The sequence below is a fragment of the Pseudomonas sp. NPDC088322 genome (assembly GCF_044740745.1).
Classification (GTDB): domain Bacteria; phylum Pseudomonadota; class Gammaproteobacteria; order Pseudomonadales; family Pseudomonadaceae; genus Aquipseudomonas; species Aquipseudomonas shirazensis.
The window spans coordinates 598,634-619,327 of the sequence record NZ_JBIURK010000001.1 but is presented as its reverse complement, the minus strand read 5'-3'; the positions used below and the strand labels follow the sequence as shown (position 1 = coordinate 619,327).

Below are 20,694 nucleotides of genomic sequence, written 5' to 3'. Positions count from 1 at the left end.
TTATCACTGACCCAGGGTCAGTACCTTCTGCATCATGGTCTTGGCAGTGTTCATCAGCTCGGCATTGGTCTGGAACGAACGGTTCGCCGAGATCATGTCAGCCATCTCTTCGACCACGTTGACGTTCGGGTAGTAGACGTAACCGTCCTTGTTGGCCGCCGGGTGATTAGGCTGGTAGCGGGCTTCCAGATTGCTCTGATCTTCGATGATGCCCGTTACCTGCACGCCCTGCCCCGCTTCACCCTGGTCTTCGAACAACGACTGCCCCATGCCGGCCTGGGCCTGCTGGAAGGTGGTGGCGAACACGGGGTGACGTGCGCGGTAGGTCTGGTCGATGCTCGACGAGACCGTCTCGGCGTTGGCAATGTTCGAAGCGACGGTGTTGAGGCGGGTATTCTGCGCGCTCATGCCGCTACCGGCGATATTGAAAACGTTGGAAAGGGACATGGTTACTCTCCGCGCAGGGCCGATACCAGCCCTTTGAATTTACTGTTGAGCAAAGTGAAGCTGGCCTGGAAACCGATCGCGTTTTCGGTGTAGTTGGCCTGCTCGACCTGAGCGTCAACGGTGTTCTGGTCGACCGACGGCTGTGTCGGTGTACGGTACTTCAGGGTGTCGTCACCCATGGCCAGGCCCTGCGCTTCGATATGGCGAGTGTTGGTGCGGTCGAGCGCGATGCGGCCGTTTTGCTGCTTGTCGCTCTCGGCAGCCAGCACCGACGAAAAGTCCATGTCACGCGCTTTGTAGTTGGGCGTGTCGGCGTTGGTGATGTTGTTGGCCAGGACCTCTGCGCGCTGGGCGCGAAAGCCCAGGGCTTTTTCATGGATGCCAAGCGCTTTGTCGAAACTGATGCTCATGGATGCAAACCTTCGCCGATGGGGCCGGAGTGTCGTTGGCGAAGTTATAGCAAGGCCTGTGCCAACCAGCTGGAAGGCACGGGATCAGGGCGGTCAGCCTTGCTTGCGAGCATAGGAATGCCAGAAAAGCGGCAAAGTGCTTCCGCTTGATGGTAGGCGGGCGGCAATAGTTGGGCGGCAAAAGCGGCAAATCAAAAAATTGACGCCAACGAAAATGTCAATTGGCCACTATTTGGGATAGAATTCGCGCCGCGCAGACATGCGGCCCCGCTGGCCGTAGTCGCCTGACTTACTGCCTAGAGCCATGCATGGATGCGCGCCGTTTGCTCCCCCGTTTTTCAAGGACAGAACCGTGGCTCCCGTTATCTTCCGCAAGACCCTGCTGGCCCTGGCCATCACCGCCAGCGCCCTCCCCGCCTTTGCCGTACCGCTCGCCAACCAAGTGGTCAACCTGACCAACGCCGGCTTCAAGAGCGAGCACCAGACTCACTACGGCAATCTCGAATTCACTGGCAGCTACACCGGCGGCAGCGATGAAGACGCCATTGAACTGAACGGCTCGACGATCACCGGCGACCTGATCCTCAACAGCACCATCGACAGCAGCGGCGACTTTGCCGGCGGCGTGGACATGGACAGCTGGGAAGATGGCCTGAGCTGGGCACGCAACGACATCGCCGGCGACGTCATCAACAAAGGCAGCATCAGCGCCACCGGCGGCGGCGCCAACGCGCTGATGATCGATCCAGCGCGGATCGGCGGCAACCTGATCAACCAGGGTTTGCTGTCGGCCATCGGCGAGCCACTGACCGACGACGGCGGCACCGATGTCGCTCGCGCACTGGACTTCTCCGGCACCTCGCTGATCGAAGGCGACCTGATCAACGCCGACAGCGGCCGTATCGTGGCCAGCGGCGAAAGCGCCCGCGGGATCAACCTCGAAGGCGGCACCATCAATGGCAAGGTGATCAACTACGGCAGCATCGTCGTCAGCGGCGAAGGCGCCACTGCCATCGACGCCACCACCAGCAACCGCGGCGACATGGTCGACCTGGCCGGCATCGAAAACCACGGCACCATCATCGCCACCGGCAACGACGCCAACGGCATCATGCTCGACGGCGCCAGCCTGAGCACCGCCGATGGCGTACACCTGCTCAACACCGGCACCATCATTGCCGAAGACGCGGCAATCACCATCGGCAACGTCGACTTCGACGGCCCGGGCCTGCAACCTCAGTACCAGTTGCACGGTGATCTGAACATCTTCAACAGCGGCACCATCATCTCTCAGGATGAAGCGATCGATGCCTCCGAAGCCAACCGCCCGGTCGAGTTGATCCTGCGCAAAGGCAGCGTGATCGTCGGCAACCTGATCGACCTGTCGAACATCGAAGTCGAGGCCGACACCTCCTTCACGGGCACCGACAGCTCCGCTGACGGCTCCAACATTCGCCTCAAGGACAACGGCTGGATCGACGTCGGTTCGGTTTCGGGCGGCAATTCGGCGACCCTGGCGCTGCAGTCGGCGCACACCACCATCGACGGCAACCTGTATGTTGCTGGCAACTCGGCACTGGGCCTGACCCTGGGCGCCGACACCAACCCTGCTCGCGCCGTCGTCAGCGTCAGCGGCACCGCTGAATTCGGCGAAGGTGCGCAACTGAAACTGACTGCACGCGGTAATGACTTCAGCGCCAACGGCAGCCGTTTCAAGCTGATAGAGGCCGGCGAGCTGCAAGGTGCTCCGCTGGTCACCAGCACCTCGGCACTGCTCGATGTCGACACCAGCGCAGTCGAAGGCAACACGGTCGTGGCGGTGGTCACCACCAAGGATCAGCAAGGCATCGACCACGTACTGGATCTGAATGGCGGCACCATCAACCACAAACGCGCGCTCGGCGCCCTGGCCAAGGACGGCGTCCTCGCCAAGCTTGCCGCCAATGACCCCCTGCTGCGCGCTGCGGTCAACGCCGACAGCAAGCAGCTGGCCAAGATTGCCGAACAGCTGACCCCGGAAACCAACGGCGGAGCTACCCAGGCAGCGACCACCAGCCAAAGCCTGGTCAACGGCGTGACCACCAGCCGCACCAGCGGCCTGCGCGGCGCTTCGTCGGGCGACGCGCTCCAGCAGACCGGCGTGTGGATTCAGTCGCTGTACAGCGATGCGACCCAAGGCCAACGCGACGGCATTGCCGGCTACAACGCCTACAGCCGCGGCATCGCGGTAGGTGCTGATGGCAAGCTCAACGACCAGCTGACCCTGGGCCTGGCGTACAGCTTCATCAATACCGACGTCAACGGCAAAAGCGGCAACCAGACCGAAGTCGACAGCCACGCATTCACCCTGTACGGCGGCTTTGAGCAGGGTAACTACTTCGTTGACGCCAGCCTGACTTACGGCTTCAACGACAACGAAGGCAAGCGCGACATCGCCGGCACCCGCGCCAAGGCTGACTACGACAGCGACCTGCTGGGCCTGAATCTGGTTGGAGGTTATACCTACCGGATCAACCCACAGTTGCTGATCGAGCCGCGCCTGGCGGCGCGTTACAGCCGAGTGGAAATCGATGGTTACCGTGAGAAAGGTTCTTCTGCTGCGCTGAAGATCGAAGATCAGCGTTATGAAGCGATCGAGCTGGGGGCTGGGGTTCGGGTTGCCGGAAGCGTTGGCCTGGGCGCCGGGACGCTGGAACCGCAGTTCAAGTTGATGGGCTATCACGACTTCGCGGCCGACCAGGCCAGCAGTACGTCTACCTTCCTGCTGGGCAATACGCCGTTCGTGACGCACGGAGCTGATGCGGTACGCAACAGTTACGAAGCGGGCGTGGGGGCTGACTACAAGTTGGGCGCTGTGACGGTGGGTCTGAATTATGACTACATCGGCAAGTCCGGATTTGATGCCGATGTGTTCTCGGCCAAGGTACGGTATGACTTCTGAGTTGACCTTGTGAGGGGTTGATTGGTTGTTGTTCTGGAAGAGGCTGGCGTCGATTGACGCTGGCCTTTTTTTGTTCATGGCCTTGGGATGGTCGGGGCCGCTGCGCGACCGTTTCCGACCATCCGGCAAGGCCGCCCCAACAGTCAGCGCAACGTGACTGGGGCCATATCACTTGGCCTGATAAATAATCCCGGGACTGCACTGGACCATCTGATAATGATCAGGCAACCCATTGAGCGCCTCCGAAGCCCCCAGGAACAAATACCCCCCAGGCTTCAACGTGGCATGGATGCGCAGCAAGATGTCGCGTTTCACCTGCGCCGAGAAATAAATCAGCACGTTCCGGCAGAACACCACATCGAACTTGCCCAGGCTCGCATAGCTGTCGAGCAGGTTGAACGAACGAAACTCGACCCGACTGCGGATCGGCGCCTTGATCGCCCAGCGCCCCGGCGCCTTCACATCGAAGTAGCGCTGCAGACGCTCCTGCGACAAGCCACGGGCGATCGACAGACTGTCGTACTCGCCACTTTTGCAGTTGGTCAGCATGGTCCCCGACAAATCGGTCGCGACGATCTGCGCGCCCATTTTCAGTTGGCCAAGATTGCCCCGCTCGAACTCGTCGATCGACATCGACAGGGAATAAGGCTCCTGCCCCGACGAACAGGCCGCCGACCAGATGCGCAGGCGCTGCCCCGGATTGCCCTTGATGAACTCCGGGATGACCTTGTTCTTCAACACCTCGAACGGATAGGTATCGCGAAACCACAACGTCTCGTTGGTGGTCATCGCATCGACTACCTGCTCACGCAGACCGCTGCGCGGCTGGGTCTGGATACGCTGCACCAGCTCACCAAGCGACTTGATCCCCTGCTGCTCCATCATCTTGTTCAAACGGCTGGAGACCAGGTACTGCTTATTTTCGCCCAGCAGGATGCCACAGGCTTTTTCCAGGAAGACCCGGAACTGTTCGAAATCCAAATTACCCGTAGACAATGCAACCGCCTCTTTTCAATCGCTGAGGCCGGGGCGTACCCCGACCGGTTTAATGCGTAGCCTTGATCCGGTCAACGACCCGCTGAGCCAGATCGTCCGGCCGGAACTTGGCCAGGAAATCATCGGCCCCGACCTTCTTGACCATGGCCTGGTTGAACACCCCAGACAGTGAAGTATGCAGGACGATGTGCAATTGTTGCATGCGCGGATCACTACGAATTGCCGCAGTCAGGGTATAGCCGTCCATTTCCGGCATCTCGATGTCGGAAATCATCATCAGGAATTCCTCTTCCGGACGCTTGCCGTCATCGACCAGCTTGCGCAGGTAATCCAGCGCCTGACGGCCATCATTCAGGGCGATCACCTCGACCCCGACCGTCTGCAGGCAACGGCTGACCTGTTTGCGCGCTACCGACGAGTCATCCACCGTCAACACGCGCAGCGACACCGCCTTGCTGTGCACCTCTTGGTCGACCACGCCGACCGACACCGACTCGGACGATGGCGCAACTTCTGCCAGCACCTTCTCCACGTCGATGATCTCGACCATGCGGTTGTCGACCCGGGTCACTGCCGTCAGATAATGGTCGCGGCCAGTACCCTTGGGTGGCGGATGAATCTCCTCCCAGTTCATGTTGACGATGCGCTCGACCGAATGCACCAAAAAGCCCTGCGTCTTGGTGTTGTACTCGGTGATGATCACGAAACTGTTGCGGATGTCTTCCTGCAGGCCGGGCAAGCCGGTTGCCATCGACAGATCAAGAATAGGAATGGTCGCACCGCGAATATTGGCTACGCCGCGCACCACCGGGTGCGACTTGGGCAACACGGTCAATGCCGGGCACTGCAGCACCTCACGGACCTTGAACACGTTGATCCCGTACAACTGAGCGCCATTGAGGCGGAACAGCAAAAGTTCCAGACGATTCTGCCCAACCAGCTGCGTGCGCTGGTTGACCGAATCCATAACACCAGCCATGCCAGACTCCTTAACGTTTCTGCCTTCTTATTAAAGTCGGCACGGGCTTTGCTTTTTTGAGCGTCATGTACATGAAAACGACATTTTCCCGACGATTGACCCGCTTGCTGGCCTCTAGCCTGGCTGCGCTGTGCCTGCTGGCACCTGCCGCTCGGGCGCTGGCCGACGCGGTAACCTTGCCTGAACAGCTTATCGGTGTCACCCAAGGGTTTCTTGAATTCACCGTCGAAGATTATCTGGCCACCAGCCAGACCGCCGGGCGTTACGAAATCCAGATCAACAACCTGGACCCGCGCCTGCGCATGCCATTGTGCAGCCAGCCGCTGGATGCGTCGCTGGAAAGCCCGGCGCAGCCGCTCGGACGTGTGACGGTACGCGTGCGCTGTGACAGCGCGGCGCCGTGGACGGTGTTTGTACCGGCCCAGGTCAGGCTGTTTCGCGAAGTGGTGGTCATGGCCCGCCCGCTCAAGCGCGAAAGCGTGGTGAGCGAGGACGACGTGACTCTGCGCGAGCGCGACGTCGGCACCCTCAGCCAGGGTTTTCTCGGCAGTCTGGACCAGGCTGTGGGCATGAAACTGATGCGACCGGTGGTGCTCGACCAGGTGCTGACCCCGCAGCACCTTGAACAGGCAGAGCTGATCCGCAAGGGCGATCAAGTGGTGATCGTGGCCCGCAGCGGCACCCTCAGCGTACGCATGCCCGGCGAAGCACTGAGCAAGGGCGGCTTCAGCGAACAGATCAGAGTGCGCAACCTCAACTCCAAGCGGGTGGTCAAGGCGCGGGTGACCGGCCCCGGCCAGGTCGAAGTAGCGATGTAACAGTGCTGGCGGTAAGGAACCGCATTACCTAAACTGTGTCAGAAATCGGGTAGCGAAAGCTTGCTGACAGGCAGCTTCGTATTCGTGCCTAAAGTTTTCTTCGGGTTGGCCGAAAACAAGGCAAGCGTCTTAATACCCAGAGGTTTCTGATCATGGTCATCGACTTCAGTCGTTTGAACAATTCGCCGTCAGTCGGCGGCGTACGCGGTGGCACCGCAGCCGGCAGCACCGAAAAAAGCGGTGAAGCCAGCGAAACACCAGCGCGCTCCAGCGTCAGCGGAGAAGCGGTACATTTCAGCCAAGAGGCTCAGCAGTTGCAGAAGATCAGCGACAAGCTGCGCGACCAGCCGGTAGTCAACAGCGCCCGCGTGGCTGAGTTGAAACAAGCGATCGCCGACGGCAGCTACCAAGTCGATGCCAGCCGGGTCGCCAGTAAACTGCTTGATTTCGAAGCTCAGCGCTAAGCCTTCGGCGCGCTGACTTCAAGGACGCTACAAGCCAAAGAGCCAGCCATGCACGACACAACCCTGCTGCAACTGATCGAAGACGACATCGCGCCCACCCAGGAACTGCTCGAGCTGCTACAGAACGAGGCAGTCGCCCTGCATGGCCGTGAAATCGAGGTGCTCGAGACCATTCTCGCCCGTAAGCAGTCTTTGATCGTGCTGCTCGAGCAGCAGGGCCAGCGCCGTAATCACCTGCTCACCAGCCTCGGCCTCACGGCGGATCGCGCCGGTGTGCAGGCAGTTGCCGACCTCTCGCCCAACGGCGAGCTGATCATGCAGCAGCTCGGCGTGCTGACCCAGTTGATGGATACCTGCCAACAGGTCAACGAGACCAACGGGCGGATCATCCAGGTCCAGCAAAACGCCACATCCAATCAAATCCGCATCCTCATGGGCGGCGACTCTCCGTCGCTGTATGACAGCCGTGGCGCAACCTCGCCAATGGTCAAACCGCGGGCGCTCAGCCAAGTGTGATTTTTCTGACATTGCACGGTACTACTGGCAAAATGCCGTTAATTGCGTGTGTCGTTTTTGCCTGGAGATTTATAACCCGTGTTCAATGAATCCGATGCTCCCCAGCCGCCAAAGGTGCTCAATACCCCTTTGGAAATTGTCGCCAACTTGCGTCAACTGCTGGATAGCCACGATCCGCTGATCATCACTTTCCACGAGCGTAGCCAGCGGTTTCAGAGCTATGTAGTGGATGTTGACCGTGACAGCAACAGCGTGGCACTGGATGAAATGATCCCGCGCGACGGGGAAAAATTCATAGAGAACGGCGAACCGTTCCGCGTTGAAGGCTTCCATGACGGCGTGCGTATCGCCTGGGAATGCAACTCGCCATTGACCATCACCGAGGTCGATGGCCACCGCAGCTACCGCGGCCCCCTGCCGGAAGAAGTCGTCTACCACCAGCGCCGCAACGCGTTCCGCGCTGCGCTGAAACTCTCCCAGTTGGTCGATGTGACGCTTGATGGTACCCATATCAAGGGCAATGGCGCACTGCGCGGCAAGCTGCTGGACATCTCCGCCACCGGCTGCAAGATGCGTTTTGAAGGCGACGTAGAACAGCGTTTGCAATTGGGCCAGGTTTACGAGCGATTCAAGGCGGGCAACCCTTTGGGGCTGGTGGACGTGATGGTCGAGCTGCGTCATCTGCACTTCGAAGAACGCATCAATACCACCTTCGCTGGCGTGCGCTTCCATAACCTGAGTGGCCAGGCGCAGCGCAAGATCGAAAGTTTTGTCTACCAGCTGCAGCGTGAAGCGCGGCGATTCGATAAAGACGATTACTGAGATTCCGGGCCCGCTATGCGGGCCCAGCCCTTACAGCTCGGAAGGCCTGCCCTCAGGACCGACCTGATCCTCCTCGGTATCCTCCGCCGCCACTGGCGTCTGCATCACATCCTGCACAGTCTGCTCATCCACCCGCGGGTCGAGCGCCGCCGACAATGGCGAGCCAGCAGCCGGCATCGCGACGTGTCCTAGCGGCGCATCCTCCACCTGGTGCAAACCGGTAACCGCCTTCGGTCGAATCCGCCACACCAGCACCAGCGCGAAGAACAGGAAGAATGCATAGAGCATCTGCGGCCCGAGCAGCTTCATCAGCACGCCTGCCGCCAACGGCCCGATACAGGCGCCCACGCCATAAGTAACCAGCAACATTGCGGTCAACGACACCCGCCGCTCGCTCTCGACATGGTCATTGGAAAAAGCCACCGCCAGCGGATACAGGCAGAACTGCAACAACGAGATGACAAAGCCGACCGCAAACAGCACTTCCAACGGCACACTGGGCAGGATCGCCAGCGGCAACGCCGCCAGCGCCAGGCCGCCCGCCGCGCTGCGGATCAGCACTGCGCGATCATAACGGTCGGACAACCAGCCCAGCGGCCACTGCACCAACAACCCGGCAAAGATGCAGCAACCCATGAACAAACCGATCTGCTCTGTGCTCAGGCCTTGATTGGAGGCGTACAGCGGCGCCAAACCATAGAACGAGCCGACGATCAGCCCCGCGCCAAGCACGGTACTCAGCGACTGCGGCACACGCTTGATGAAGAACTTCGGCTCCATCGGTGCCGGATGCAACGGCGCCGGGTGAATGCGCCGGGTCATCGCCACGGGCACCAGGCACAGGGCGAAGCACATGGCGACCAGCATCAGCAGCTCAGGGCCAAGTTCAGGGTGCACAACCAGAATCAACTGACCCAGCACCAGGCCGAGATACGAAGCGATCATGTAGCCGCTGAATACGGCACCGCGCTGTTTGGCATCGGCCTGCTCATTGAGCCAGCTCTCGATGACCATGTACTGACACATCATGCCCAGACCGACGATCACCCGCAGCCCAACCCACACCGGCAACAGGTCGGTCAGGCCATGGCCGAGCACCGCCGCGCCGACGATACCAGCGCAGGTCGCGTAGGCGCGGATATGCCCAACCCGGGCAATCAGCCGGTGGCCGATCTTGCCGCCCAGCGCCAGACCAAAGTAGTTGGCCGCCATCAAGGCACCCACCCACAGGCTATCGACGTTTTCAGCCGCCAGGCGCAGCGCCAGGTAGGTACTGAGCAGACCGGAGCCAATCAGCATCATCAGCGCAGCAAAGTACAGTGAACGAAAAGACTTCCAGATCTGGCGCATGCGTCCCTGAGGGGCTCCCGATTCAGGTGGAGGGTATGCTGGCAAGCATAAGGGCAAACAGGCCGGGCTGCAGGCCGTAGTCAGCAAAAAGGTCTAGCTTCGATGAGTGGGTCACGGCAGAGTTCCTGTACACCCTCGCACATCGTCCATCTCATTCACGCAAGGTCATGCCATTGGCTGGCAACGGCAACGCCGTTTTGTACCGCACTTGCTTGAGGGCGAAGCTGGAGCGGATGTTGGCTACCCCCGGCAAGCGGGTCAGGTAGTCGAGAAACCGCTCGAGCGCCTGAATACTCGGCAACAACACCCTGAGCAGGTAATCCGGGTCGCCGGTCATCAGGTAACACTCCATCACCTCGGGCCGCTCGGCGATCTCTTCCTCGAAGCGATGCAGCGACTGCTCGACCTGCTTTTCCAGGCTGACATGGATGAACACATTGACGTCCAGCCCCAGCACCTCAGGCGACAGCAAGGTCACTTGCTGGCGAATCACGCCCAGCTCCTCCATCGCCTTGACCCGATTGAAGCACGGCGTCGGTGACAGGTTGACGGAGCGGGCCAGCTCGGCGTTGGTGATGCGGGCGTTTTCCTGCAGGCTGTTGAGAATGCCGATATCGGTGCGATCGAGTTTGCGCATGAGACAAAATCACCAGTTTTTTGTGTTTATGCGGAATGTTTATCTGGGCGTGAGGGCAAAGGCAATCAACAAGAGAGAAATATTCTCCTGCGCTCCCACTACCATGTAGTCAGCACTGACCTGCTGGTCACGAGCCGGCATTCAGCGGCGACCGCTTCAAAGCTCACAAAAACAATATTCGAGCGAGCGTAAACAGCATGAACGAGTACGCCCCCCTGCGTTTGCATGTGCCCGAGCCTACCGGCCGGCCAGGCTGCCAGACTGATTTCTCCTACCTGCGTCTGAACGATGCAGGCCAGGTTCGCAAGCCCCCTATCGATGTCGAGCCTGCCGAAACCGCAGACCTGTCCAACAGCCTGGTGCGCGTGCTCGATGAGCACGGCAACGCCGTTGGCCCATGGGCTGCGGACATCGACCCGCAGATCCTGCGTCAGGGTATGCGCGCCATGCTCAAGACGCGTATCTTCGACAGCCGCATGGTGGTTGCCCAGCGCCAGAAGAAGATGTCTTTCTACATGCAAAGCCTTGGCGAAGAGGCCATTGGCAGCGCTCAGGCGTTGGCCCTGAACCGCAGCGACATGTGCTTCCCGACCTACCGCCAGCAAAGCATCCTGATGGCCCGCGACGTGTCGCTGGTCGACATGATATGCCAACTGCTGTCCAACGAGCGCGATCCGCTCAAGGGCCGTCAGTTGCCGATCATGTACTCGGTGCGCGAAGCCGGCTTCTTCACCATCAGCGGCAACCTCGCCACCCAGTTCGTCCAGGCCGTCGGCTGGGCGATGGCCTCGGCGATCAAGGGCGATACCAAGATCGCCTCGGCCTGGATCGGCGACGGCGCCACCGCCGAGTCGGACTTCCACACTGCCCTGACCTTTGCCCATGTCTACCGCGCGCCGGTGATTCTCAACGTGGTCAACAACCAGTGGGCGATCTCGACCTTCCAGGCAATCGCCGGCGGTGAGTCGACCACCTTTGCCGGCCGTGGCGTTGGCTGCGGTATCGCCTCGCTGCGCGTCGACGGCAACGACTTCGTTGCGGTGTATGCCGCCTCGCGCTGGGCCGCTGAACGCGCCCGCCGTGGCCTTGGGCCAACCCTGATCGAATGGGTCACCTACCGCGCCGGCCCGCACTCGACCTCGGACGACCCTTCCAAGTACCGCCCTGCCGATGACTGGAGCCACTTCCCGCTGGGCGACCCGATCGCCCGCCTCAAGCAGCACATGATTCACATCGGCCAGTGGTCCGAAGAAGAACATCAGGCAGTAACTGCCGAGTTCGAAGCCGAAGTGATCAAGGCACAGAAGCAAGCCGAGCAGTACGGCACCATGAGCAATGGCCAGATCCCCAGTGCCGCCTCGATGTTCGAGGACGTGTACAAGGAAATGCCTGAGCACCTGCGCCGTCAGCGCCAAGAGCTGGGGGTCTGAACATGAACGATCACAACAACAGCATCGACCTGGAAACCGCCATGTCCACCACTACCATGACCATGATCCAGGCCTTGCGCTCGGCCATGGATGTGATGCTTGAGCGCGATGACAATGTGGTCATCTATGGCCAGGACGTCGGCTATTTCGGCGGTGTGTTCCGCTGCACTGAAGGTCTGCAGACCAAGTATGGCAAGTCGCGGGTATTCGATGCGCCGATTTCCGAAAGCGGCATCGTCGGTACTGCTGTCGGCATGGGTGCCTATGGCCTGCGCCCGGTGGTGGAAATCCAGTTCGCCGACTACTTCTACCCGGCCTCCGACCAGATCGTCTCGGAGATGGCCCGCTTGCGCTATCGCTCGGCCGGTGAGTTCATTTCGCCGCTGACCCTGCGCATGCCTTGCGGCGGCGGCATCTATGGCGGACAAACCCACAGCCAGAGCCCTGAGGCGATGTTCACCCAGGTCTGCGGGCTGCGCACGGTCATGCCGTCCAACCCGTATGACGCCAAGGGCCTGTTGATTGCCTCGATCGAATGCGACGACCCGGTGATCTTCCTCGAGCCCAAGCGCCTGTACAACGGCCCGTTCGACGGCCACCACGACCGCCCGGTGACGCCATGGGCCAAGCATGCCCAGAGCGCAGTGCCGGACGGCTACTACAAAGTGCCGCTGGACAAGGCTGCGATCGTGCGGCCCGGCAACGACGTGACCGTGCTGACCTACGGCACCACCGTCTATGTCGCGCAAGTGGCTGCTGAAGAGACCGGCGTCGACGCCGAAGTCATCGACCTGCGCAGCCTGTGGCCGCTGGACCTGGATGCGATTGTCGATTCGGTGAAAAAAACCGGCCGCTGCGTGGTCGTACACGAAGCCACACGCACCTGCGGTTTTGGTGCCGAGTTGGTCGCGCTGGTGCAAGAGCATTGCTTCCATCACCTCGAAGCGCCGATCGAGCGCGTCACCGGCTGGGACACGCCCTACCCGCACGCGCAGGAATGGGCGTACTTCCCAGGCCCTTCGCGGGTTGGCGCGGCACTGAAAAAGGTCATGGAGGTCTGAATGGGCACGCACGTCATCAAGATGCCGGACATCGGCGAAGGCATCGCGCAGGTCGAGTTGGTTGAGTGGTTCGTCAAGGTCGGCGATGTAATTGCCGAAGATCAGGTAGTGGCCGATGTCATGACCGACAAGGCCACGGTGGAAATTCCCTCGCCGGTCAGCGGCACGGTAGTAGCCCTCGGCGGCCAGCCGGGTGAAGTCATGGCGGTCGGCAGCGAACTGATCCGCATCGAAGTCGAAGGCAGTGGCAACCATGTTGACGCGCCAGACAGCAAACCGGCCGCAGCAGCTGCCACCGCGCCCGCCGTCAGCACTGCCCGCACTGAATCGCCAGCGCCCGTAGTTGCACCGGCCAGTGTCGCCAGCCAGCCTGCGGCGAGCAAGCCTAGCGCTGAAATCGTGCCGCGCCAGGCCAACGAAAAACCACTGGCCTCCCCTGCCGTGCGCAAGCGCGCGCTGGATGCCGGTATCGAATTACGTTATGTGCACGGCAGTGGCCCGGCCGGGCGTATTCAGCACGAAGACCTCGACAACTTCATGAGCAAACCACAGTCCGCTGCCGGGCAAGCGCCAAGTGGTTATAGCCGGCGCACCGACAGCGAGCAGGTGCCGGTGATAGGCCTGCGCCGCAAGATTGCCCAGCGCATGCAGGATGCCAAGCGCCGTGTTGCCCACTTCAGCTACGTTGAAGAAATCGACGTGACCGCGCTGGAGGCCCTGCGCCAACAGCTCAATCGCAAGTACGGCGAAAGCCGCGGCAAACTCACCCTGCTGCCGTTGCTGGTGCGGGCAATGGTCGTCGCCCTGCGCGACTTCCCGCAGATCAACGCCACCTATGACGACGAAGCCCAGGTCATCACCCGCCATGGTGCGGTGCATGTCGGCATTGCCACCCAGGGCGACAACGGCCTGATGGTCCCGGTACTGCGTCACGCCGAGGCCGGCAGCCTGTGGAGCAATGCCAGCGAGATCACCCGCCTGGCCCACGCGGCGCGCAACAACAAGGCCAGCCGCGACGAGCTGTCCGGCTCGACCATCACCCTGACCAGCCTTGGCGCCCTGGGCGGCATTGTCAGCACGCCCGTGGTCAACACCCCGGAGGTAGCGATCGTCGGCGTCAACCGCATGGTCGAACGGCCGGTGGTGGTCGACGGCCAGATCGTCGTGCGCAAGATGATGAACCTGTCCAGCTCGTTCGATCACCGCGTGGTCGATGGCATGGACGCCGCCTTGTTCATCCAGGCCGTGCGCGGCTTGCTTGAGCAACCCGCCTGCCTGTTCGTGGAGTGAGCATGACTCAGACCCTCAACACCACCCTGCTGATCATCGGTGGCGGCCCTGGCGGCTACATCGCAGCGATCCGTGCCGGCCAGCTGGGCATCCCTACCGTATTGATCGAAGGTCAGGCGCTCGGCGGCACCTGCCTGAATGTCGGCTGCATCCCGTCCAAGGCGCTGATCCATGTAGCCGAGCAGTATCACCAGACCTGCCGACACAGCGAACACGCCGCGCTGGGCATCAGCGTGGCCACACCGCAGCTGGACATCAGCCGCAGCGTGGCCTGGAAAGACGGCATTGTCGATCGTTTGACCAGTGGTGTCGCGGCCTTGCTGAAAAAGCACGGCGTAACCGTGATCCATGGCTGGGCGAAGATCGTCGATGGCAAAAGCGTCGAGGTCGATGGGCAGTTGATCCGTTGTGATCATCTGCTGCTGGCCACCGGCTCCAGCAGCGTCGAACTGCCGATGCTGCCGCTGGGCGGCGCGGTGATCTCGTCCACTGAAGCACTCGCGCCCAAGGCACTGCCCCAGCACCTGGTGGTCGTCGGCGGCGGCTACATCGGCCTGGAGTTGGGTATCGCCTATCGCAAGCTTGGGGTACAGGTCAGCGTGGTCGAGGCGCGTGAGCGGATCTTGCCGACTTACGATGCCGAATTGACTGCACCGGTTGCCGAGTCATTGAAAAAGCTCGGCGTCGCTACATACCTGGGCCACAGCGTCGAAGGCTATGAGGGCGGCTCCTTGCAGGCGCGCACTGCAGACGGCCAACAACTGCTGCTGGAGGCCGATCAGGTGCTGGTCGCCGTCGGTCGCCGGCCACGCACGCAAGGCTTCAATCTGGAAAGCCTGGGGCTGAGTATGAACGGTGCTGCCGTGGCCATTGATGAGCACTGCCAGACCAGCATGCGCAACGTCTGGGCCATCGGCGATGTGGCGGGTGAGCCAATGCTGGCGCACCGCGCCATGGCCCAGGGCGAAATGGTCGCCGAGCTGATCGCCGGCCACGCACGGCGCTTTGCGCCCACCGCGATTGCCGCAGTGTGCTTTACCGATCCAGAGTTGGTGGTGGTTGGGCATACGCCGGAGCAGGCCAGCCAGCAAGGTCTGGATTGCATCGTTGCGCAGTTCCCGTTCGCGGCCAATGGTCGGGCCATGACACTCGAGTCAAAGACCGGTTTCGTGCGCGTGGTAGCGCGGCGCGACAACCATCTGATCGTGGGTTGGCAGGCAGTAGGCGTGGCAGTTTCAGAACTGTCGACGGCGTTTGCTCAGTCGCTGGAGATGGGCGCGCGGCTGGAGGATATAGCCGGCACCATCCATGCCCACCCGACCCTGGGTGAGGCGGTGCAGGAAGCCGCGTTGCGCGCTTTGGGGCACGCACTGCATATCTAACGGCAGGACCGGCGTGCACCGCGCTCTGCGCTGCACGCTTGGGTCTGGATCAGAGTTTGAAGCGGACCCGGATGGTGCTTTTGCCTTCCAGCCGATCAATCGAAATGGCGCTGTCGCCGTAACCTGAGTAACTCTTGACCAGACGCATGCCCAGTCCGGTGCCGCTGGGTTTGGGAAAGGTATCCGGGAAGCCGTCACCCTGGTCGGTCACCGTGATCAAGGCATGATCCTCAGCCTTGTGCAGGCTGACCTCGATTTTTCCCTTGCCGTACTTGAGCGCATTGGTGATCAGCTCGGACACCACCATCCCCAGCGGCGCCATTCTTTCTTGCGCCAGCACAAACGACGTAGCCTCCAACGAGATCTTGCGATCACCCAAGGCATTGCCCAGATCACCCAACAGCGCTCCCAGATACTCAACCACATCGAGGTCCTGGCTTTCTGTCGCCTGGTACAAGCGCTCGTGCACGCTGGCAATCGTCACTACGCGCCCAGCGGCAGTCTCCAGCTGGAGCTTGACCGCTTCGTCCGCTGTCAGGTTGGCTTGCAACATAAGCAAGGTGTTGACCAGGTGCAGGCTGTTCTTGACCCGGTGGTGAATCTCTTCAAGGAAAAGGTCACTTTCGTCGAGCTTGGAGTTCTGCGCGGCGATCAGTGAGAGCAGCTTGGCCTCATGGTGATGGCGCTCGGTAATGTCGCGGGACACCGCGATCAGCTTGCTGATCTCGCCGTCCGGGCTGACGATCGGCGCCACGGTGACATCCCACCACCTGGGCTCGTTGCTGGCGGTCGGGCAGAACGCCTCGAAGCGGGCGGATTCGCCGCTGCTGACCTTCTCGATAACGCCCAGCACAAGGTCCTTGGACTCTTCTGGCCACAGCTGCGGCCAAGGCTTGCCTTTGACCATGGCCAGGTCGCCGACTTGCATCAGGCACATGCCGGCGTCATTCATGAACTCGATTTCGCCATCGGTCGACAGTACCTTCACGCAGTCCGGGCTGGCGTTGAGCATGCTCTCCGAATACGGGTCGGGCAGCGCCTCGGCGTTACCTGCGGCCAACCGCTCGACTGCCATCGACAGCACGTTGGCGATGCCTTCGAGAAAGACGATATCGCTCTCGATGAAGTCATCACCGTCGGTGCTGTCGGCTTCGAGCACGCCGAACGGCGTCATCGCACCACGAATCGGCACGTTGATGGCACGCTCGATACCGTACTTCTTCAGCAACTCGGGGGTGCGAAAACGGTGCTCCTGACCAAGATGATTGGACAGCACCGGGCGGTAGGTGGCGATGGCATAACCCGCCGGACTGGCGACGTCACCACCCAGCGTCGCGTGACCGATATCGTCTTCGTCCCAGCCAACCCCGTGCGACAGCAGCAAGTCTTCACTGTCGGGCAGCGGCGTCAGCACCTTGGCAAAGCGCGTCTGCATGCCTTCGGCAACCACCACGCAAGCCTTGGTAAGCAACAGGTCCAGGTCACTCGCCTTGAGCGAGGCGACGCCAAACTCGACCACCAACTCATGCTGGCGATGAAGCCGCGCATGGGACCTCTGTAATGCCGCACGAATGGTCTCGTCGGCAGAAGATTGCTGCATCGTGATGTCTTCCACAGAGTAGTGAATAAGCCTGCCCAGCGCAGTAATCCCGATCGTTTGGGATCAAGTTGGGCGTTGCAGCATGGAAATGGTCGGAGATTTCCGAGAATCTAGCATGAAAGTGCCAGGCCCGGCGGGAAATGTCTGGGGGAGCTGACGGTGCTGCGTGGGCACCTGCAGCGCGAGATATGGTGTCCCAGGGCCGGTTCGAACGGCCAACCTTCCCCTTAGGAGGGGGATGCTCTATCCAATTGAGCTACTGGGACCAGTGCCACCGGCGAGCGCCGATGAGCGTGACGGCGAGCATGTTAACCAGCGCCAGACCGTTTGTCATGCCCGATTCGGGCTTTTGCCACGTAAGACTTGTCATAGCGGTCAGGCTTGAAGCAAACCTTCGACCTGCAGCAAGGCAAACAGGCTGGTGACCGATTGCTCCAGCGTCTGCGAGTTGTCCAGCACATGCACGTTGTCGGCGGCGGCGGTCACCTGCAGTTTGGCGCTGCGCTGCAAACGCTGCTCGATGGCTTGCGGGGTCTCACGGCCGCGCGCCAGCAAACGTTGACGCAGGACGGTCGGGTTTACCTCGAGGCGGATTGCCAGCAGGTCCGGGTAACGTCGCCGCGCTTCGGCCAAGTAAGCCCGCGATCCGTTTACCAAAACGTGCTTGCCAGCCTGCAGCCACTGATCAATCTGCGCCGGAATGCCATATGCCAAAGCATTTGCCTGCCAATACATGGCAAAATGCCCACCTGCGCGCATCTGCTCGAATTGCTCAGGGCTGACACCCTGCGCGGCCTCGCCCTGTGCTTCGGGCGAGCGGGTAATGACGCGGCGAGCAACCATGATGCCGTGCTCGGTCAATTTCGCCGAAGACGCGTCGATCAGGGAATCTTTTCCTGATCCAGAGGGTCCAACGAGGAATATCAACCTACCTACTGTCGATGGACTGCCGCTTGCGTCATATTGCATAGCCACTATGCTCACTGTTAGGGACCGAGCGCATTCTAGGTGTTATCCCTGCCCTTTTCCGACTGTTACCAGATTTTGACGGCAGAGGTCTGACATTCAGTAGATCCGAAAAACGCTAAACTTTTCAAACCAGTGCTCATTTCTGATAATTGGTACTGGCAAAAAGCCTTTATGCGGATCACTATTTGTCACAGAATTGACGCCAAGGAAACGGCAGATTTTAGGCATGATGAACGCCAAAAATACACGACGGTTGAACATTTTGCCGTCGCGACGGTCAGATTTCCACCGCGCGGCATTTGACAACCGCTTCCCCTGAACCAGTAAACCGGTCAATTTATATGCGCCCATTGAAACAGGCTATTTATTCAAGCCGCACCGCTGACAAGTTTGTCGTTCGTCTGCCAGACGGGATGCGTGAGCGCATTGCCGAGGTAGCCCGCAACCATCACCGCAGCATGAACTCCGAGATCATTGCCCGCCTGGAACAGAGCCTTATCCAGGAAGGTGCACTGGGCGACGAGCTGAGCATGCGCCTGGACAGCCCTGAGCTGAGCCTGCACGAGCGCGAGCTGCTGCAACGCTTCCGCCAGCTCTCCCACCGCCAACAAAATGCTCTGGTAGCCTTGATTGCCCACGATGTGGAAATGGCCGCCGACGCGTCCTGATCAAACCGCCAGAAACAACAAAGCCAGCGCAAGCTGGCTTTGTTGTTTCTGGCTGCCGGCGCTCTGCAATCAAGCGCCGGCAGTGGGTTTACATCAGGAATATCGTGGCCAGGCCAAGGAATATGAAGAAGCCGCCACTGTCTGTCACTGCCGTGATCATCACACTGGCACCCATCGCCGGGTCACGCCCGAGGCGGACCAGGGTCATCGGGATCAACACTCCCATCAGCGCCGCCAACAGCAGGTTCAGAGTCATTGCTCCGGTCATTACCAGGCCCAGCGACCAGCTGCCGTAAAGCAGATACGCCACTACCCCGATTACACCACCCCAGACCAGGCCGTTGATCAATGACACCGCCAGCTCCTTGCGCATCAATCGCGAGGTGTTGCCCGGGCTGACCTGGTCCAGCGCCATGGCGCGGACGATCATGGTGATGGTCTGGTTGCCCGAGTTGCCGCCGATACCAGCAACGATCGGCATCAATGCCGCCAATGCCACCAGCTTCTCGATCGAGCCTTCGAACAGGCCAATCACGCGAGAGGCGAGGAACGCGGTAATCAGGTTGATCGCCAGCCACGCCCAACGGTTGCGCAGCGAGCGCCAGACCGAGGCGAAAATGTCTTCTTCTTCGCGCAGACCGGCCATGTTGAGGACTTCGCTTTCGCTTTCCTCACGGATCAGGTCGACCATCTCGTCGATGGTCAGACGGCCGATCAGGCGATCGCTCTTGTCGACTACAGGGGCAGATACCAGGTCGTAACGTTCGAACGCCTGCGCGGCGTCGTAGGCGTCGTCGTCAGGGTGGAAACTGACCGGGTCGGTAGCCATGACCTCAGCCACCTGCTTGTCCGGATCATTGACCAGCAGGCGCTTGATCGGCAACACGCCCTTGAGCATGCCATCGGAGTCGACCACAAACAGCTTGTCAGTGTGGCCTGGCAACTCCTTGAGCCGGCGCAGGTAACGCAGTACCACTTCCAGGCTGACATCTTCGCGGATGGTGACCATCTCGAAGTCCATCAGTGCACCGACCTGATCCTCGTCGTAGCTCAGCGCCGAGCGGACCCGCTCGCGTTGCTGGGCGTCGAGGGTCTCCATCAGCTCGTGGACAACGTCACGCGGCAGCTCGGGAGCCAGGTCAGCGAGTTCGTCGGCGTCCATTTCCTTGGCAGCGGCCAGCAGCTCGTGATCGTCCATGTCGGCGATCAGGGTCTGGCGGACGGCGTCGGATACTTCCAGGAGGATGTCGCCGTCACGATCAGAGCGCACCAACTGCCAGACCGTCAGGCGGTCGTCGAGCGGCAGTGCTTCGAGAATGTAGGCGATGTCGGCAGGGTGCAGGTCATCGAGCTTGCGTTGCAGCTCGACCAGGTTCTGGCGGTGGACGAGGCTCTCCACCAGGCTATTGTGCTGCCCCTCCTGACGATGGGTCAGGTCTTCAACAACACGCTGACGCTGCAGCAGGTCAATCACCTGGGCCAGGCGATCCTGCAGGCTGTCTTGGCTTTTCTTTACTTCGACTTCGGTCATAGGCGAACTCCACTCCCAGCAGCGGAGCACGCCGGGGAGATCAATCGATCAGATCTATTTTGGCAAATCGGATTAAGGGGTAACTACTGGGTAAGTCCATGGTGGTATTCCACAAGCCCCGGCGGGGCTGACGGGCGCAATCATACACTGCAAGAGCTGTCGGATTGCTTAAATTTTTGGTCAGAACAATCGTTTACGCGATTATCTTGTGACAACGCGCAAAGCCATCAGTGCGACGGTGGGCGCCAGACAAAAAGCACATAGGCGCAGGACCTGTCTCATGGGCGCCCTACTCGCACAGTCTAGTCCGGCTTACTGACAATTCGGTGAATTGCAGACAACAAAAAGCCCGCTATAAAAGCGGGCTTCTTGATGAAGATGGT

Annotated in this window: 19 protein-coding genes and 1 tRNA gene; 10 read left to right on the top strand and 10 right to left on the bottom strand. The window is 60.7% G+C overall.

What is annotated here, in order from left to right; all coding sequences use genetic code 11:
• Positions 1-3: 3 nt before the first annotated feature.
• Positions 4-447, bottom strand: coding sequence for a flagellar basal body rod protein FlgC (gene flgC, locus ACIOAU_RS02920; RefSeq protein ID WP_101317767.1), 444 nt, complete (start codon positions 445-447; stop codon positions 4-6).
• A 2-nt stretch (positions 448-449) separates the two neighbouring features.
• The gene (gene flgB / locus ACIOAU_RS02915) at positions 450-857 is read right to left on the bottom strand and encodes a flagellar basal body rod protein FlgB (RefSeq protein WP_101317765.1); all 408 of its coding nucleotides are present in this window, start codon (positions 855-857) and stop codon (positions 450-452) included.
• Between the two features lie 364 nt (positions 858-1,221).
• Here flgB and ACIOAU_RS02910 point away from each other — a divergent pair, with 364 nt between their 5' ends.
• The gene (locus ACIOAU_RS02910; RefSeq protein WP_401180164.1) at positions 1,222-3,798 is read left to right on the top strand and encodes an autotransporter domain-containing protein; all 2,577 of its coding nucleotides are present in this window, start codon (positions 1,222-1,224) and stop codon (positions 3,796-3,798) included.
• A gap of 168 nt (positions 3,799-3,966) precedes the next feature.
• Here ACIOAU_RS02910 and cheR read toward each other — a convergent pair whose 3' ends face one another.
• Entirely contained in the window at positions 3,967-4,794 is an 828-nt protein-coding gene (gene cheR, locus ACIOAU_RS02905; RefSeq protein ID WP_101317760.1) for a protein-glutamate O-methyltransferase CheR, read from the bottom strand.
• Positions 4,795-4,843: 49 nt separating this feature from the next.
• Positions 4,844-5,773 carry a chemotaxis protein CheV gene (locus tag ACIOAU_RS02900; protein WP_103436620.1) on the bottom strand — a complete coding sequence of 310 codons (930 nt, stop codon included), beginning with the start codon at positions 5,771-5,773 and terminating at the stop codon, positions 4,844-4,846.
• A gap of 65 nt (positions 5,774-5,838) precedes the next feature.
• Here ACIOAU_RS02900 and flgA point away from each other — a divergent pair, with 65 nt between their 5' ends.
• The 4 genes from flgA to ACIOAU_RS02880 all read left to right on the top strand — a co-directional run bounded on the left by flgA (position 5,839) and on the right by ACIOAU_RS02880 (position 8,393).
• Positions 5,839-6,591, top strand: a complete 753-nt coding sequence (flgA, locus tag ACIOAU_RS02895; protein ID WP_101317756.1) for a flagellar basal body P-ring formation chaperone FlgA — start codon at positions 5,839-5,841, stop codon at positions 6,589-6,591.
• A gap of 152 nt (positions 6,592-6,743) precedes the next feature.
• On the top strand, positions 6,744-7,055 hold the full coding sequence (gene flgM / locus ACIOAU_RS02890; protein ID WP_150569794.1) for a flagellar biosynthesis anti-sigma factor FlgM: 312 nt from the start codon (positions 6,744-6,746) through the stop codon (positions 7,053-7,055).
• A 48-nt stretch (positions 7,056-7,103) separates the two neighbouring features.
• Positions 7,104-7,571, top strand: coding sequence for a flagella synthesis protein FlgN (locus ACIOAU_RS02885; protein ID WP_101317752.1), 468 nt, complete (start codon positions 7,104-7,106; stop codon positions 7,569-7,571).
• 78 nt (positions 7,572-7,649) lie between these two features.
• Positions 7,650-8,393: a flagellar brake protein gene (locus tag ACIOAU_RS02880; RefSeq protein ID WP_220633276.1), complete on the top strand. Its 744-nt coding sequence runs from the start codon at positions 7,650-7,652 to the stop codon at positions 8,391-8,393.
• Positions 8,394-8,423: 30 nt separating this feature from the next.
• Here ACIOAU_RS02880 and ACIOAU_RS02875 read toward each other — a convergent pair whose 3' ends face one another.
• Positions 8,424-9,743, bottom strand: a complete 1,320-nt coding sequence (locus tag ACIOAU_RS02875; protein WP_101317748.1) for an MFS transporter — start codon at positions 9,741-9,743, stop codon at positions 8,424-8,426.
• A 151-nt stretch (positions 9,744-9,894) separates the two neighbouring features.
• Complete coding sequence (bkdR, locus tag ACIOAU_RS02870) at positions 9,895-10,380, bottom strand: Bkd operon transcriptional regulator BkdR (RefSeq protein ID WP_054891915.1); 486 nt, start codon at positions 10,378-10,380, stop codon at positions 9,895-9,897.
• A 197-nt stretch (positions 10,381-10,577) separates the two neighbouring features.
• Here bkdR and ACIOAU_RS02865 point away from each other — a divergent pair, with 197 nt between their 5' ends.
• The 4 genes from ACIOAU_RS02865 to lpdA are packed head-to-tail and all read left to right on the top strand — an operon-like array spanning position 10,578 to position 15,543.
• Positions 10,578-11,810, top strand: a complete 1,233-nt coding sequence (locus ACIOAU_RS02865) for a 3-methyl-2-oxobutanoate dehydrogenase (2-methylpropanoyl-transferring) subunit alpha (RefSeq protein WP_103436616.1) — start codon at positions 10,578-10,580, stop codon at positions 11,808-11,810.
• Positions 11,811-11,812: 2 nt separating this feature from the next.
• On the top strand, positions 11,813-12,871 hold the full coding sequence (locus ACIOAU_RS02860; protein WP_101317744.1) for an alpha-ketoacid dehydrogenase subunit beta: 1,059 nt from the start codon (positions 11,813-11,815) through the stop codon (positions 12,869-12,871).
• On the top strand, positions 12,872-14,161 hold the full coding sequence (locus ACIOAU_RS02855) for a dihydrolipoamide acetyltransferase family protein (protein WP_150569795.1): 1,290 nt from the start codon (positions 12,872-12,874) through the stop codon (positions 14,159-14,161).
• A gap of 2 nt (positions 14,162-14,163) precedes the next feature.
• Positions 14,164-15,543, top strand: a complete 1,380-nt coding sequence (gene lpdA, locus ACIOAU_RS02850) for a dihydrolipoyl dehydrogenase (protein WP_401179814.1) — start codon at positions 14,164-14,166, stop codon at positions 15,541-15,543.
• A gap of 49 nt (positions 15,544-15,592) precedes the next feature.
• On the opposite strand, the gene ACIOAU_RS02845 is transcribed toward lpdA, so the two are convergent.
• From ACIOAU_RS02845 to phnN, 3 genes are all read right to left on the bottom strand, one after another.
• Complete coding sequence (locus ACIOAU_RS02845) at positions 15,593-17,143, bottom strand: sensor histidine kinase (RefSeq protein WP_401179811.1); 1,551 nt, start codon at positions 17,141-17,143, stop codon at positions 15,593-15,595.
• Between the two features lie 189 nt (positions 17,144-17,332).
• Positions 17,333-17,409, bottom strand: a tRNA-Arg gene (locus ACIOAU_RS02840).
• A gap of 109 nt (positions 17,410-17,518) precedes the next feature.
• A complete protein-coding gene (gene phnN / locus ACIOAU_RS02835; protein ID WP_401179808.1) occupies positions 17,519-18,112 on the bottom strand; it encodes a phosphonate metabolism protein/1,5-bisphosphokinase (PRPP-forming) PhnN in 594 nt (197 codons plus the stop codon).
• A gap of 341 nt (positions 18,113-18,453) precedes the next feature.
• On the opposite strand from phnN, the gene ACIOAU_RS02830 reads away from it, so the two are divergent.
• Positions 18,454-18,780 (top strand): Arc family DNA-binding protein, encoded by a 327-nt coding sequence (locus ACIOAU_RS02830; RefSeq protein ID WP_033699552.1) that lies wholly within the window; start codon positions 18,454-18,456, stop codon positions 18,778-18,780.
• A gap of 88 nt (positions 18,781-18,868) precedes the next feature.
• Here the strand turns inward: ACIOAU_RS02830 and mgtE are convergent, their stop codons facing one another.
• The gene (gene mgtE, locus ACIOAU_RS02825) at positions 18,869-20,311 is read right to left on the bottom strand and encodes a magnesium transporter (protein WP_101317732.1); all 1,443 of its coding nucleotides are present in this window, start codon (positions 20,309-20,311) and stop codon (positions 18,869-18,871) included.
• Positions 20,312-20,694: the final 383 nt, after the last annotated feature.